Origin of the sequence: Pseudomonas sp. DC3200b2, assembly GCF_049895785.1 — a bacterium.
Lineage (GTDB): Bacteria > Pseudomonadota > Gammaproteobacteria > Pseudomonadales > Pseudomonadaceae > Aquipseudomonas > Aquipseudomonas massiliensis.
In genome coordinates this window covers 48,941-63,788 of record NZ_JAFCTA010000009.1, presented here as the reverse complement: position 1 = coordinate 63,788, position 14,848 = coordinate 48,941, and the positions used below count along the sequence as shown (strand labels likewise).

Genomic DNA, 14,848 nt, shown 5'->3' with positions numbered 1-14,848 from the left:
GTTCATGACTACCCATATTCAACGTTCCGCCCTGCTGCCTTATCCGGCCCAGTTCCTCTACGACCTGGTCAACGACGTGGCGCGCTATCCGGAATTCCTGCCATGGTGTTCGTCCACGCGAGTGTTGGAAACCGGCGCGGACTTCATGCGCGCCAGCCTCGAGGTGGCCAAGGGCGGCCTCAGCCAGCGGCTGGTGACCCGCAACACCCTCACGCCCGGTGAGAAGATCGAGATGAACCTGGAGGAAGGGCCCTTTACCCAGCTCCATGGTGTCTGGATCTTCAAGCCGTTGGGCGAAAAAGCCTGCAAGATCAGCCTGGACCTGGCCTTCGACTACGACGGCCCCCTGGTGCGCGCCACCCTCGGGCCGCTGTTCAACCAGGCCGCGAACACTCTGGTGGACGCTTTCTGCCAACGGGCCAAGCAGTTGAATGGCTGAGTCTATTGCCCTAAAGCTCACCCTTAGCCAGGTGGCAAGTTCGCCATAACGAAAAAGCCCGGTGTAAGAACCGGGCTTTTGCATGGCTGGGCCGTATTACTGCGGCGAGGTCTCGATGGGCGCCGGGCTGGGTACCGGCACGGGCTTGGCCTGGTCCACGTCGCGCTGGATCTGGTCCAGCAGCGAGCCTGGCTGCGCGGGCGCCTGGGGCTGTTCGGGCTGCTGCGCGGGAGCGGTGGAATCTGCCGGCGCGGCGTTGTTGTCCTTGCCGAGGATGCTGTCGTCGCGGCTCACGCCCGGCATGAAGTCGCCGGAAAGGCTGGCGAGTTGATCCTGCTCGTTGAAGAAGACGCTGATGCGCTCCTGCTGCCGACGCGCGCCACCTTGCTGCATGCTGTAGAGATAGTCCCAGCGATTGGGGTGGAAGGTGTCGACCAGCATCGGGTTGCCCATGATAAACCGCACTTGCCGCCGGGTCATTCCAGGCCTCAACTGGTCTATCATGTCCTGCGTGACGACATTGCCCTGCTGGATGTCGATCTTATAAACCCCGGGGAACGAACAACCGGCGAGTGCGAGCAGGCCCACGAAGGTGAGGCTGGTAAGCAGGTGCTTGGTGTTTTGCATCGGTGGGCGACTTCCACTATCTTGGCTGGGTCAACAAAGCCCCGATCATACCCGCATTGAATCAAGCTGCGAAGCAGCATCGGCGAGAAAGCTGACCATGGTTGAAAACAACGAACTACGAAAAGCAGGACTGAAGGTGACCCTCCCTCGGGTCAAGATCCTGCAAATGCTTGACTCGGCCGAGCAGCGCCATATGAGCGCTGAGGACGTGTACAAGGCCCTCATGGAAGCGGGTGAAGACGTCGGGCTGGCCACGGTCTACCGTGTACTGACCCAGTTCGAGGCCGCGGGGCTCGTGGTTCGCCATAACTTCGACGGCGGCCATGCCGTGTTCGAGCTGGCCGACGGCGGCCATCACGACCACATGGTCGACGTGGACTCCGGCGAAGTGATCGAATTCTTCGACAGCGAGATAGAAAAGCGTCAGAAGGAAATCGTGGCCGAACATGGCTTCGAGCTGGTGGACCACAATCTGGTGTTGTACGTGCGCCGGCCTAAATAAGCCGAGCCGCAATAAAACGAAACCCGCCCAATGGCGGGTTTCGTGTATCAGGGCCGTGGCATCAGCCCTTGGCGCTGACCACCATCTTGCGCGCATGAGCCAGGGACTCCTTGGTCAGGTCCACGCCGCCGAGCATCCGCGCTACTTCCTCGATGCGCTCGGCCTTGGCCAGGCTGCGCACCGCCGTGCGGGTTTCGTCGTTGCCGCGCAGCTTGTGCACGAACAGGTGATGATGACCCTGGGCCGCCACCTGAGGCAGGTGGGTGACCGTGAGCACTTGGCCGCGATCCCCCAGCCGACGCAGCAACTGGCCAACGATCTCTGCGGTGGGGCCGCCGATGCCCACGTCCACTTCGTCGAAGACCAGGGTGGGGGTGCGCGAGGTTTGCGCGGTGATCACCTGAATCGCCAGGCTGATACGCGACAGTTCGCCGCCAGAGGCCACCTTCGCCAAGGACTTGATCGGCTGGCCCGGGTTGGCGCTGACCATCAGCTCCACGCTTTCCTGGCCGTGGGGGTGCAGGTCATCGCCGGCGTGGGGCTTGAGGTCGATCTGGAAGCGCCCGCCCGGCATGCCAAGGCGGTGGATTTCTTCCTGCACCGCCGCGGCCAGCCGCTTGGCCGCCTCGGCGCGCAGGCCGGTGAGCTCGCTGGCCTTCTCGTGATAATGACGCGCAAAGGCCGCCAGTTCGCCCTCCAGGCGCTCGATGGACTCGTCGCACGCGGCCAGGCTTTCCACCTCGTCGAACAGCTTCTGCTGCAGGGCCGCCACTTCGTTGGGCTGCACCCGGTGCTTGCGGGCCAGGGTATAGATGGTGTCCAGGCGTTCTTCCACCAGTTGCAGGCGAGCCGGGTCCGCCTCGAAGTTGTCCACGAAGCGGTTGAGCTCGCCCACCGCCTCCTCTACCTGGATTTGCGCGCTCGCCAGCATGTTGGCCGCTTCCTGCAGAGCACGCGGTGGGTTGGCGATGGCGGTGAGCCGGTTCAGGCAGGCGCCCAGGGCGTCGAGGATATTGCCCGAGTCGCTCTCGGCGCATTGCTCCACCACCTGGCGGCTGGTGGCGAACAGGCCCTCGGCGTTGGCCAGGTTCTTCTGGGCTTCTTCCAGTTCCTCCAGCTCGTTCTCGCCCAGGGCCAGGTTTTCCAGCTCTTCGAGCTGGTAGCTGAGCAACTGATGGCGGGCCCGCTGTTCGTCGCTGGTGCTGGAGAGCCGATGGATTTCCTGGCGGGTTTGCCGCCAGCGCTGGGCGGCCAGGCTGACCTGGCGGGCCAGGTCCACCGCGCCGGCGTATTCGTCCAGCAGGCGGCGGTGGGTATCCGGCTTGAGCAGCGACTGGTGCTCGTGCTGGCCGTGGATGTCGATCAGCAGTTCGCCCAGCGCCTTCAGGTCGCCCAGGGGGCTGGGGGTGCCGTTGATGTAGGCGCGCGAACGGCCTTCGCTGGTGATCACCCGACGCAGGATGCAGTGGGCGTCCGTGTCCAGGTCCCGCTCGGACAGCCAGGCCCGGGCATCGGGGATTTCGCTCACGTCGAAGGTGGCCAGGATGTCCGCCTTGTCGGCCCCTGGACGCACCACGCCGCTGTCGGCCCGGTCGCCCAGGGTCAGGCCCAGGGCGTCGAGCATTATGGACTTGCCCGCGCCGGTTTCCCCGGTGATCACGCTCATGCCGCGCTCCAGCTCCAGGTCCAGGTGTTCGACGATGGCGTAGTTGTGAACGGACAGGTGTACCAGCATGGTCACGATCCCCGAGGTGGAAAAGGTCTGGTTATTTATACAGTGCTTCGCATGGGCTGACAATGCCAGGCGTCGCCCTGGGATGAAAGCCAGTACGTTCGGGAAGGTCTTTAGCCAGTCAGGCCCTTGAACCCGTCGCCGACGCCCCCATATAGGCCGGCAACAGGCGCGGGGCTTCCTCGGCCGAACCCCGCTAACGCATTCAAAAGGAGAATTCCATGGCTGAAGACAAGACTCTGGACGAACAGAACCCGCAAGCGACCGCGGCGCCGGAAGCCGCTGGCGAGGATCTTGCCGCTCAGGTACAGGCCCTCGAGGAGCAGTTGGCCGCAGCCAAGGACCAATCCCTGCGCGTGGCTGCCGAAGTGCAGAACATTCGCCGCCGCGCCGAGCAGGACGTGGAGAAGGCTCACAAGTTCGCCCTGGAGAAGTTCGCCGGCGAGCTGCTGCCGATCATCGACAGCCTCGAGCGCGGCCTGGAAATGTCCAGCGCCGATGACGAAGCCCTGCGCCCCATGCGTGAAGGCATGCAGCTGACCCTGAAGATGTTCGCCGACACCCTCAAGCGCTACGGCGCCGAAGCGGTGGACCCGCACGGCGAGCCCTTCAATGCCGAGCACCACCAGGCCATGGCCATGCAGGAAAGCGCCGAGGTGGAACCCAACACCGTGATCAAGGTGTTCCAGAAGGGTTACCAGCTCAATGGCCGCCTGCTGCGCCCCGCCATGGTGGTGGTCAGCAAGCCTGCCGCCGCGGCCACGCCTTCTATCGACGAGAAGGCTTGAAATCCGTAGAGCGGCCCCCATCTAGTCGTCAAGCGTTCGAGTGCTACCGCGTACAGCCACCACTGGCGCGGCAACCCAATTCAAAGTTTCGGGAGAGTTTCATACATGGGCAAGATTATCGGTATTGACCTGGGGACGACCAACTCCTGCGTCTCCGTTCTGGAGAACGGCAACGTCAAGGTCATCGAAAACGCCGAAGGCGCGCGTACCACCCCTTCGATCATCGCCTACGCCAACGACGGTGAAATCCTGGTCGGCCAGTCGGCCAAGCGCCAGGCGGTCACCAACCCGCACAACACCCTGTATGCGGTGAAGCGCCTGATCGGTCGCAAGTTCGACGAAGAAGTCGTACAGAAAGACATCAAGATGGTCCCGTACAAGATCGCCAAGGCCGACAACGGTGACGCCTGGGTCGAAGTGAACGGCCAGAAGATGGCGCCTCCTCAGATCTCGGCCGAAGTGCTGAAGAAAATGAAGAAGACCGCCGAAGACTACCTCGGCGAGCCGGTCACCGAAGCGGTGATCACCGTTCCGGCCTACTTCAACGACAGCCAGCGTCAGGCCACCAAGGACGCCGGCCGTATCGCCGGCCTGGACGTCAAGCGCATCATCAACGAGCCGACCGCGGCCGCGCTGGCATACGGCATGGACAAGGCCAAGGGCGACCACACCGTCATCGTGTACGACCTGGGCGGCGGTACCTTCGACGTGTCCGTGATCGAAATCGCTGAAGTCGACGGCGAGCACCAGTTCGAAGTGCTGGCCACCAACGGCGACACCTTCCTCGGTGGTGAAGACTTCGACATCCGCCTGATCGACTACCTGGTCGACGAGTTCAAGAAAGAAAGCGGCATGAACCTCAAGGGTGACCCGCTGGCGATGCAGCGTCTGAAAGAAGCCGCTGAAAAGGCCAAGATCGAACTGTCGTCCTCCCAGTCGACCGACGTCAACCTGCCATATGTCACTGCCGACGCCACCGGGCCGAAGCACCTGAACGTGAAGATCTCGCGCGCCAAGCTCGAGTCGCTGGTCGAAGACCTGGTGCAGCGCACCATCGAGCCTTGCCGCATCGCGCTCAAGGACGCCGGCATCGACGTTGGTTCGATCAACGACGTGATCCTCGTCGGTGGCCAGACCCGCATGCCGCTGGTTCAGAAGACTGTCAGCGATTTCTTCGGCAAGGAAGCGCGCAAGGACGTCAACCCGGACGAAGCCGTTGCCATGGGCGCCGCCATCCAGGGCGCGGTACTGGCCGGTGATGTGAAGGACGTACTGCTGCTGGACGTCAGCCCGCTGACCCTGGGTATCGAAACCATGGGCGGCGTGATGACCCCCTTGATCGAGAAGAACACCACCATCCCGACCAAGAAGTCCCAGGTGTTCTCCACCGCTGACGACAACCAGAGCGCCGTGACCATTCACGTGCTGCAGGGTGAGCGCAAGCAGGCCGCGCAGAACAAGTCCCTGGGCAAGTTCGACCTGAGCGACATCCCGCCCGCACCGCGTGGCGTGCCTCAGATCGAAGTGACCTTCGACATCGACGCCAACGGCATCCTGCACGTGGGCGCGAAAGACAAGGCCACCGGCAAGCAGCAGTCCATCGTGATCAAGGCCAACTCCGGCCTGTCCGAGGAAGAAATCCAGCAGATGGTGCGTGACGCCGAGGCCAACGCCGAGGAAGACCGCAAGTTCGAAGAGCTGGCCACTGCGCGCAACCAGGGCGACGCGCTGGTGCACTCCACCCGCAAGATGGTCAGCGAGGCGGGCGACAAGGTGACCGCCGAAGAGAAAGCGGCCATCGAAACCGCGGTCAGCGCGCTGGAAACGGCCGTGAAGGGCGACGACAAGGCGGCCATCGAGGCGCGCATCGAAGAGCTGTCCAAGGTCACCGCGCCTGTGGCCCAGAAGATGTACGCCGAGGCAGGCCCTCAGGAAGCTGGCGCGCAGCCGGCAGCTGAAGAGCCGAAGAAGCACGACGACGTCGTCGATGCCGAGTTCGAAGAAGTGAAAGACAACAAGTAAGCCTTACTTGTGATCGGCCGGTTTCCTGCATTCGCGCGGTGACTGGTAGCATGTCGCCGCGCGGGGGCCCTGGTCCCCGCGTTGGCGTGTCTGGAACACAGGAAATTCATCGCGCCCGGTTTGCCGGGCGCGCTCTGCTGACCATGGCGCGAACGCAGGGGGTGCAGCTATCCACCCCGGCGCCGGGCCGGCAAGCGTGCCAGCGGTCGCTCCGCCTTCAGGCGTGGCGGCGTGGCTCGGCCAGCGCGCTTCCTGGCTCAGGCCAGGAAGCATTGGCGAATCTTATTCAGGGTGTAAAACGACCATATGGCTAAGCGTGACTATTACGAGGTACTTGGGGTAGAGCGGGGCGCAAGCGAAGCCGACCTGAAGAAAGCCTATCGCCGCCTGGCGATGAAGTATCACCCGGACCGCAACCCGGGCGACAAGGCCGCCGAAGAAAGCTTCAAGGAGGCCAACGAGGCCTATGAAGTGCTTTCCGACGCCAGCAAGCGCGCCGCCTACGACCAGTACGGTCATGCCGGGGTAGACCCCCAGATGGGCGGTGGCGGGCCGGGCTTCGGCGGTGCCAACTTCTCCGACATCTTCGGCGATGTCTTCAGCGACTTCTTCGGCGGCGGCCGTGGTGGCCGTGGTGGTGCCCAGCGTGGCAGCGACCTGCGCTACACCCTTGAGCTGGACCTGGAAGAAGCCGTGCGCGGTACCACCGTGAGCATTCGCGTGCCCACCCTGGTCAACTGCAAGGTGTGCGACGGCAGCGGTGCCAAGAAAGGCTCCGCCCCCGTGACCTGTCCCACCTGTGCCGGCATCGGCCAGGTCCGCATGCAACAGGGCTTCTTCTCCGTACAGCAAACCTGCCCGCGCTGCCATGGCCAGGGCAAGATCATCTCCGACCCTTGCGATGGCTGCCATGGCGAAGGGCGCGTGGAAGAGTTCAAGACCCTTTCGGTCAAGGTGCCACCAGGGGTGGATACCGGCGACCGCATTCGCCTGTCCGGCGAAGGCGAGGCGGGCGCCCAGGGTGGCCCCACCGGCGATCTCTACGTGGTGATCAACGTGCGCGAGCACTCGATCTTCCAGCGCGACGGCAAGAACCTCTATTGCGAAGTGCCGATCAGCTTCACCGACGCGGCCCTGGGTGGCGAGCTGGAAGTGCCGACCCTCGATGGTCGGGTCAAGCTCAAGATCCCGGAGGGCACCCAGACCGGCAAGCAGTTCCGCCTGCGCGGCAAGGGCGTGGCACCGGTGCGCGGGGGTGGTCCGGGCGACCTGCTCTGCCGCGTCGCCGTGGAAACCCCGGTCAACCTGGATCGCCGCCAGCGCGAGCTGCTGGAAGAGTTCCGCGCTTCGCTGGAAGGCAACACCACCCACTCGCCCAAGGCCAGCGGTTGGTTCGAAGGCATGAAGCGCTTCTTTGGCGACCTCTGAAGCGAACGATCAAAAGGATTCACTGATGCGACGTATAGCTGTGATGGGGGCCGCCGGCCGCATGGGCAAAACCCTGATCGAGGCGGTGCAGCAGGCACCGGGTGCCGGCCTTACCGCCGCCATCGATCGCGCCGACAGCACCCTGGTCGGTGCCGACGCCGGCGAGCTGGCGGCCCTGGGCCGTATCGGCGTGCCGCTTTCCGGGGACCTGGCCAAGGTGGGGGAGGAGTTCGATGTGCTGATCGACTTCACCCATCCATCGGTGACCCTGAAGAACCTGGCGTTCTGCCGCAAGGCTGGCAAGGCCATGGTCATCGGTACCACCGGCTTCAGTGTCGAGGAAAAGGAGCGTCTGGCCGAGGCGGCCAAGGACATTCCTATCGTGTTCGCGGCCAACTTCAGCGTGGGCGTCAACCTGTGCCTGAAGCTGCTCGACACTGCCGCTCGGGTGCTGGGCGATGAAGTGGATATCGAGATCATCGAGGCCCACCACCGGCACAAGGTGGACGCGCCTTCCGGTACTGCCCTGCGCATGGGCGAAGTGGTGGCCAGTGCCTTGGGGCGTGACCTCGAGGAAGTAGCCGTATACGGGCGCGAAGGCCAGACCGGCGCGCGCGACCGGCAGACCATCGGCTTCGCCACCGTGCGCGCTGGCGATGTGGTGGGTGACCATACCGTGCTGTTCGCCGCCGAAGGCGAGCGTGTGGAGATTACCCACAAGGCCTCGAGCCGCATGACCTTCGCCAAGGGTGCGGTGCGTGCCGCCCTGTGGCTGGAAGGTCGCGCGCCGGGGCTGTATGACATGCAGGATGTGCTTGACCTGCGATAAGCAACCCAGACCACGGGTGTTTGCCCAGTCGCCGCCAAGGCGGGCTGCTACAAGGGTGGTCGGTATCTCGCTGTAGCAGCCGGCCTTAGCCGCGACCAGGCCTCTGGCACCCTGCTACGCCCAGTCGCCGCCAAGGCCGGCTGTTATGCAGGTTGGTCCGGTATTCCGTGGCCTGCCTTCCTACAATAGCCGTCTGGCGGCCCGGCGAATTTAGCCTGTGCCGGGAGTGGACCTAAATGTCGCTTTTCTGTAAGCTACAGCTTTAGTGTGTCCACTAAAAGCGCGCAGATGATTCGATGAAAAAGCGGGGTGACGTGTCAATACGTCTCTCCGCTTTTTTACAACCTGCGTTCGCCCCTTCAGGCTTGATTTATCGGAGGTCTTCTTGACTAAGCCAGCCATACTCGCCCTTGCCGACGGCAGCATCTTTCGCGGTGAAGCGATCGGAGCCGACGGCCAGACCGTCGGAGAGGTGGTGTTCAACACCGCAATGACCGGCTATCAGGAAATTCTCACCGACCCTTCCTACGCCCAGCAGATCGTTACCCTGACCTATCCGCACATCGGCAACACCGGTACCACCGCGCTGGACGCCGAGGCTGACCGCGTCTGGTCCGCCGGCCTGGTGATCCGCGACCTGCCGCTGGTGGCCAGCAACTGGCGTAATACCCAGTCCCTGTCCGACTACCTCAAGGCCAACAATGTGGTGGCCATCGCCGGGATCGACACCCGCCGCCTGACCCGCCTGCTGCGTGAGAAGGGCGCGCAGAATGGCTGCATCCTGGCCGGCGACGACATCTCCGAGGAAGCGGCCATCGCCGCCGCTCGCGCCTTCCCGGGCCTCAAGGGCATGGACCTGGCCAAGGAAGTCAGCACCAAGGAAACCTACAGCTGGCGTGAAGGCGTCTGGGCCCTGGCCACCGACACCCATGCGGTGATGAAGGACGAAGACCTGCCGTATCACGTAGTCGCCTACGACTATGGCGTGAAGCTGAATATCCTGCGCATGCTGGTGGCCCGTGGCTGCCGCCTGACCGTGGTACCGGCGCAAACCCCGGCCAATGAAGTGCTGGCACTCAAGCCCGATGGCGTGTTCCTGTCCAATGGGCCTGGCGATCCTGAGCCTTGCGACTACGCGATCAAGGCGATCCAGGACATTCTGGAAACCGACACGCCGGTGTTCGGCATCTGCCTGGGCCACCAGTTGCTGGCCCTGGCCGCGGGTGCCCGTACGGTGAAGATGGATACGGGCCACCATGGTGCCAACCACCCGGTGCAGGACCTGGACACCGGCGTGGTGATGATCACCAGCCAGAACCACGGCTTCGCGGTGGATGAAAGCACCCTGCCCAAGAACGTGCGCGCCATCCACAAGTCGCTGTTCGACGGCACCCTGCAGGGCATCGAGCTCACCGACAAGGACGCGTTCAGCTTCCAGGGCCACCCTGAAGCCAGCCCGGGGCCGACCGACGTCGCCCCGCTGTTCGACCGCTTCATCGATGCGATGGCCAAGCGCCGCTAACTGCTGATAGCCCTCGGCCCGCCCGCTCCAGCCGGGCGGGACGGCGCGGCCCTAGATTGTTCGAGGCGGCTCGCCCCAGCCGGGCTCGCCCACCGATTCGCGGAATTGAGTGACAACCATGCCAAAACGTACAGACATCAAAAGCATCCTGATCCTCGGTGCCGGCCCCATCGTCATCGGCCAGGCCTGTGAGTTCGACTACTCCGGCGCCCAGGCCTGCAAGGCGCTGCGCGAGGAAGGGTATCGGGTCATCCTGGTGAACTCCAACCCGGCCACCATCATGACCGACCCGGCCATGGCCGACGCCACCTACATCGAGCCGATCAAGTGGCAGACCGTCGCCAAGATCATCGAGAAGGAGCGCCCGGACGCCCTGCTGCCGACCATGGGTGGCCAGACCGCCCTGAACTGCGCCCTGGACCTGGAGCGCGAAGGTGTGCTGGAAAAATTCGGCGTGGAAATGATCGGCGCCAACGCCGACACCATCGACAAGGCCGAAGACCGCTCTCGCTTCGACAAGGCCATGAAAGCCATCGGCCTGGAATGCCCGCGCTCGGGTATCGCCCACAGCATGGAAGAAGCCAACGCGGTGCTTGAGCGCCTGGGCTTTCCGTGCATCATTCGTCCGTCGTTCACCATGGGCGGCACCGGCGGTGGCATCGCCTACAACCGCGAAGAGTTCGAAGAGATCTGCGCCCGTGGCCTGGACCTGTCGCCCACCAAAGAGCTGCTGATCGACGAATCCCTGATCGGCTGGAAAGAGTACGAGATGGAGGTGGTCCGCGACAAAAAGGACAACTGCATCATCGTCTGCTCCATCGAGAACTTCGACCCCATGGGCGTGCATACCGGTGACTCCATCACCGTGGCCCCGGCGCAGACGCTCACCGACAAGGAATACCAGATCATGCGCAACGCCTCCCTGGCGGTGCTGCGTGAAATCGGCGTGGAAACCGGCGGTTCCAACGTGCAGTTCGGCATCTGCCCGGATACCGGTCGCATGGTGGTCATCGAGATGAACCCCCGGGTATCCCGCTCCTCCGCCCTGGCTTCCAAGGCCACCGGCTTCCCGATCGCCAAGGTCGCGGCCAAGCTGGCGGTGGGCTACACCCTGGACGAACTGCAGAACGACATCACCGGCGGCAAGACCCCGGCCTCCTTCGAGCCGTCCATCGACTACGTGGTCACCAAGCTGCCGCGCTTCGCCTTCGAGAAGTTCGCCAAGGCCGACGCCCGCCTGACCACCCAGATGAAATCCGTCGGCGAGGTCATGGCCATCGGCCGGACCTTCCAGGAATCCCTGCAGAAGGCCCTGCGCGGCCTTGAAGTCGGCGTGGCCGGCCTGGACCCGAAGGTCGAGCCGAGCAACCCCGAATACCACAGCATCCTCAAGCGCGAGCTGACCGTGCCGGGCGCCGAGCGCATCTGGTACGTGGCCGATGCCTTCCGCGCCGGCATGACCTGCGAGCAGATCTTCGCCCTGACCAAGATCGACCACTGGTTCCTGGTGCAGATCGAAGACCTCATCAAGGAAGAAGAGAAGGTCAAGACCCTGGGCCTGGCCGATATCGACAAGGCGCTGATGTTCCGTCTCAAGCGCAAGGGCTTCTCCGACCAGCGCCTGGCCAAGCTGCTGGGCGTGACCGACAAGAACCTGCGTCGTCATCGCCACAAGCTGGAGATCTTCCCGGTGTACAAGCGGGTCGACACCTGCGCCGCCGAATTCTCCACCGATACCGCGTACCTGTACTCCACCTATGAGGAAGAGTGCGAGGCCAACCCGTCCGACCGCGAGAAGATCATGATCCTCGGCGGCGGCCCGAACCGGATCGGCCAGGGCATCGAGTTCGACTATTGCTGCGTGCATGCGGCCCTGGCTCTGCGCGACGATGGCTATGAAACCATCATGGTCAACTGCAACCCGGAAACCGTATCCACCGACTACGACACCTCGGACCGCCTCTACTTCGAGCCGCTGACCCTGGAAGACGTGCTGGAAGTGGTGCGGGTCGAGAAGCCCAAGGGCGTGATCGTGCACTACGGCGGGCAAACTCCGCTGAAGCTGGCCCGCGCCCTGGAAGAGGCCGGCGTGCCCATCATCGGCACCAGCCCGGATGCCATCGACCGCGCCGAAGACCGCGAGCGTTTCCAGCAGATGGTGCAGCGCCTGAACCTGCTGCAGCCGCCGAACGCCACCGTGCGCAGCGAAGAAGAAGCCATTCGCGCCGCCGGCAGCATCGGCTATCCGCTGGTGGTGCGCCCGTCCTACGTGCTGGGCGGCCGTGCCATGGAAATCGTCTACGAGCTCGAAGAGCTCAAACGCTACCTGCGCGAGGCGGTGCAGGTGTCCAACGACAGCCCGGTGTTGCTGGACCACTTCCTCAACTGCGCCATCGAGATGGACGTGGACGCGGTGTGCGACGGCCAGGACGTGGTCATCGGCGCCATCATGCAGCACATCGAACAGGCGGGCGTGCACTCCGGTGACTCGGCCTGTTCGCTGCCGCCGTATTCCTTGCCCGAACACGTGCAGAACGAAGTGCGCGAGCAGGTGAAGAAGATGGCCCTGGAGCTGGGCGTGGTCGGCCTGATGAACGTGCAGCTGGCCTTGCAGGGCGACAAGATCTACGTGATCGAGGTCAACCCGCGTGCCTCCCGCACCGTGCCTTTCGTCTCCAAGTGCATCGGCACCTCCCTGGCGATGATCGCGGCCCGTGTCATGGCCGGCAAAACCCTGAAGGAACTGGGCTTCACCAAGGAAATCATCCCCAACTTCTACAGCGTGAAAGAGGCGGTGTTCCCCTTCGCCAAGTTCCCGGGGGTTGACCCGATCCTGGGCCCGGAGATGAAATCCACCGGGGAAGTGATGGGCGTGGGCGATACCTTCGGCGAGGCCTTCGCCAAGGCCCAGATGGGCGCCAGCGAGGTACTGCCCACCGGCGGCACGGCCTTCATCAGCGTGCGCGACGACGACAAGCCCTTCGTGGCCAACGTGGCGCGCCAGCTGATCGACCAGGGCTTCGCCATCGTCGCCACCAGCGGCACCGCCAAGGTGATCGAAGAGGCTGGCCTGAAGGTACGCCGTGTGAACAAGGTGACCGAAGGCCGCCCTCATGTGGTCGACATGATCAAGAACGACGAAGTCACCTTGATCATCAACACCACCGAAGGCCGCCAGTCCATCGCCGATTCCTACTCGATTCGTCGCAACGCCTTGCAGCACAAGATCTACTGCACCACTACCATCGCTGCGGGCGAAGCCATTTGTGAGGCGCTGAAATTCGGCCCTGAAAAGACCGTGCGCCGGTTGCAGGATCTACACGCAGGACTCAACGCATGAATAAATACCCCATGACCGTCCAGGGCGCGCGCGCCCTGGAGCAGGAGCTGAAGGCGCTCAAGGAGCAACGCCCGCTGATCAGCGCGAAGATCGGCGAGGCCCGCGAGCTGGGCGACCTGAAGGAAAACGCCGAATACCATGCCGCCCGTGAAGAGCAGGGCCTGGCCGAGGCGCGTATCCGTGACATCGAAGGGCGCCTGCAGAACGCCGTGGTGATCGACGTGACCACCATCGAGCCGACTGGCAAGGTGATCTTCGGTACCACCGTGGAAATCGCCAATACCGAAACCGACGAGCGCGTGAAGTATCAGATCGTCGGCGAGGACGAGGCCGACATCAAGGCCGGCAAGCTGTCCGTCGGTTCGCCCATCGCCCGCTCGCTGATCGGCAAGGAAGAGGGCGACGTGGTGGTGGTCAAGACCCCGAGCGGTACCGTCGAGTACGAGATCATCGAGGTCTTGCACATCTAGGGCTTCTGGCCTGTAGAGTTATTCGCGAGCTGTCGCTCGCTCCTGCAGGGGAATGAACGACCCTGCGGGATGCGCGCGCGGCTCGCGAACGAGGCCTTGGGGCCTGTCGTATCAGTGGAACCGATGGATGTTCGACAGCTGCTTGTTCGGCTGTGGATTGCGGCGGTAGATCAGGGCCATCTTGCCGATGACCTGGACCAGCTCCGCGCGCCCCGCCTGGCACAGGCCGGTGATGGCCTCCAGGCGTTCTTCCCGGTCGAGGATGTTCACCTTCACCTTGATCAGCTCGTGGTCGGCCAGGGCACGCTCCAGTTCGGCCGCCACACCCTCGCTGACGCCATTCTCGGCTACGATCAAGACCGGCTTGAGATGGTGACCGATGGATTTGTATTGCTTCTTCTGCTCTGTATTGAGCGGCATAATCTGACCCTTTGATTGAAACCGTATAAAACGGCGGCCATTTTACCCGAGCGCCCGGTATTAAGCCCAGCGACACGCAACGCCGCCCTACCCAGAGGTGCCCAGTGGCCCGTTCCAAGACAAGCCATAACTGGCTTAAAGAACATTTCAACGACCCTTACGTGAAAATGGCGCAGAAGGATGGCTACCGTTCTCGCGCCAGCTACAAGCTGCTGGAGATCCAGGAAAAGGACAAGCTCATCCGCCCCGGCATGTCGGTGATCGACCTCGGTGCCGCGCCGGGGGGCTGGTCGCAGGTGACCAGTCGGCTGATCGGCGGCCAGGGCCGGCTGATCGCGTCGGACATCCTGGAAATGGACAGCATCCCCGACGTGACCTTCATCCAAGGGGACTTCACCCAGGACGCCGTGCTCGCGCAGATCCTCGAAGCGGTCGGTGGCAGCGAGGTGGACCTTGTTATTTCAGACATGGCCCCCAATATGAGTGGACTGAGCGCGGTGGACATGCCCCGGGCCATGTTCCTGTGCGAGCTTGCCCTGGACCTGGCCAGCCGGGTGCTCAAGCCAGGCGGGGATTTTCTGATCAAGATCTTCCAGGGCGAGGGCTTCGACACCTACCTCAAGACCGTTCGGCAGATGTTCGACAAGGTACAGATGCGCAAGCCCCTGTCCTCCCGGGATCGCTCTCGCGAGCAATACCTTCTGGCGCGCGGGTTCAAGGGCTGAAGGC

At 63.6% G+C, this 14,848-nt stretch carries 13 protein-coding genes; 10 read left to right on the top strand and 3 right to left on the bottom strand.

The window, feature by feature from the left end; genetic code table 11:
* Nucleotides 1-4 precede the first annotated feature (4 nt).
* Nucleotides 5-439 carry a type II toxin-antitoxin system RatA family toxin gene (locus ACP691_RS20335; RefSeq protein WP_040259342.1) on the top strand — a complete coding sequence of 145 codons (435 nt, stop codon included), beginning with the start codon at nucleotides 5-7 and terminating at the stop codon, nucleotides 437-439.
* Between the two features lie 96 nt (nucleotides 440-535).
* On the opposite strand, the gene bamE is transcribed toward ACP691_RS20335, so the two are convergent.
* Nucleotides 536-1,066 (bottom strand): outer membrane protein assembly factor BamE domain-containing protein, encoded by a 531-nt coding sequence (gene bamE / locus ACP691_RS20330; protein WP_426153656.1) that lies wholly within the window; start codon nucleotides 1,064-1,066, stop codon nucleotides 536-538.
* 97 nt (nucleotides 1,067-1,163) lie between these two features.
* Between bamE and fur the strand changes: the two genes are divergently transcribed.
* Nucleotides 1,164-1,568 (top strand): ferric iron uptake transcriptional regulator, encoded by a 405-nt coding sequence (gene fur, locus ACP691_RS20325; protein ID WP_040259344.1) that lies wholly within the window; start codon nucleotides 1,164-1,166, stop codon nucleotides 1,566-1,568.
* Nucleotides 1,569-1,629: 61 nt separating this feature from the next.
* Here fur and recN read toward each other — a convergent pair whose 3' ends face one another.
* A complete protein-coding gene (recN, locus tag ACP691_RS20320; RefSeq protein WP_426153654.1) occupies nucleotides 1,630-3,303 on the bottom strand; it encodes a DNA repair protein RecN in 1,674 nt (557 codons plus the stop codon).
* 218 nt (nucleotides 3,304-3,521) lie between these two features.
* On the opposite strand from recN, the gene grpE reads away from it, so the two are divergent.
* The 7 genes from grpE to greA all read left to right on the top strand — a co-directional run bounded on the left by grpE (nucleotide 3,522) and on the right by greA (nucleotide 13,699).
* Nucleotides 3,522-4,088: a nucleotide exchange factor GrpE gene (gene grpE / locus ACP691_RS20315; protein ID WP_426153652.1), complete on the top strand. Its 567-nt coding sequence runs from the start codon at nucleotides 3,522-3,524 to the stop codon at nucleotides 4,086-4,088.
* Between the two features lie 105 nt (nucleotides 4,089-4,193).
* A complete protein-coding gene (gene dnaK / locus ACP691_RS20310) occupies nucleotides 4,194-6,110 on the top strand; it encodes a molecular chaperone DnaK (RefSeq protein ID WP_426153650.1) in 1,917 nt (638 codons plus the stop codon).
* Nucleotides 6,111-6,416: 306 nt separating this feature from the next.
* On the top strand, nucleotides 6,417-7,538 hold the full coding sequence (gene dnaJ, locus ACP691_RS20305) for a molecular chaperone DnaJ (RefSeq protein ID WP_040259348.1): 1,122 nt from the start codon (nucleotides 6,417-6,419) through the stop codon (nucleotides 7,536-7,538).
* Between the two features lie 25 nt (nucleotides 7,539-7,563).
* Nucleotides 7,564-8,367 carry a 4-hydroxy-tetrahydrodipicolinate reductase gene (dapB, locus tag ACP691_RS20300; protein WP_426153647.1) on the top strand — a complete coding sequence of 268 codons (804 nt, stop codon included), beginning with the start codon at nucleotides 7,564-7,566 and terminating at the stop codon, nucleotides 8,365-8,367.
* A 385-nt stretch (nucleotides 8,368-8,752) separates the two neighbouring features.
* Nucleotides 8,753-9,889, top strand: coding sequence for a glutamine-hydrolyzing carbamoyl-phosphate synthase small subunit (carA, locus tag ACP691_RS20295; protein ID WP_426153645.1), 1,137 nt, complete (start codon nucleotides 8,753-8,755; stop codon nucleotides 9,887-9,889).
* Between the two features lie 118 nt (nucleotides 9,890-10,007).
* The gene (gene carB / locus ACP691_RS20290) at nucleotides 10,008-13,229 is read left to right on the top strand and encodes a carbamoyl-phosphate synthase large subunit (RefSeq protein ID WP_426153643.1); all 3,222 of its coding nucleotides are present in this window, start codon (nucleotides 10,008-10,010) and stop codon (nucleotides 13,227-13,229) included.
* Nucleotides 13,226-13,699, top strand: coding sequence for a transcription elongation factor GreA (gene greA, locus ACP691_RS20285; RefSeq protein WP_426153641.1), 474 nt, complete (start codon nucleotides 13,226-13,228; stop codon nucleotides 13,697-13,699). Before carB ends, greA begins: the two co-directional genes overlap by 4 nt.
* 111 nt (nucleotides 13,700-13,810) lie before the next feature.
* Here greA and yhbY read toward each other — a convergent pair whose 3' ends face one another.
* A complete protein-coding gene (yhbY, locus tag ACP691_RS20280) occupies nucleotides 13,811-14,119 on the bottom strand; it encodes a ribosome assembly RNA-binding protein YhbY (RefSeq protein WP_040259353.1) in 309 nt (102 codons plus the stop codon).
* A 104-nt stretch (nucleotides 14,120-14,223) separates the two neighbouring features.
* On the opposite strand from yhbY, the gene rlmE reads away from it, so the two are divergent.
* Nucleotides 14,224-14,844 carry a 23S rRNA (uridine(2552)-2'-O)-methyltransferase RlmE gene (gene rlmE, locus ACP691_RS20275; protein ID WP_426153638.1) on the top strand — a complete coding sequence of 207 codons (621 nt, stop codon included), beginning with the start codon at nucleotides 14,224-14,226 and terminating at the stop codon, nucleotides 14,842-14,844.
* Nucleotides 14,845-14,848: the final 4 nt, after the last annotated feature.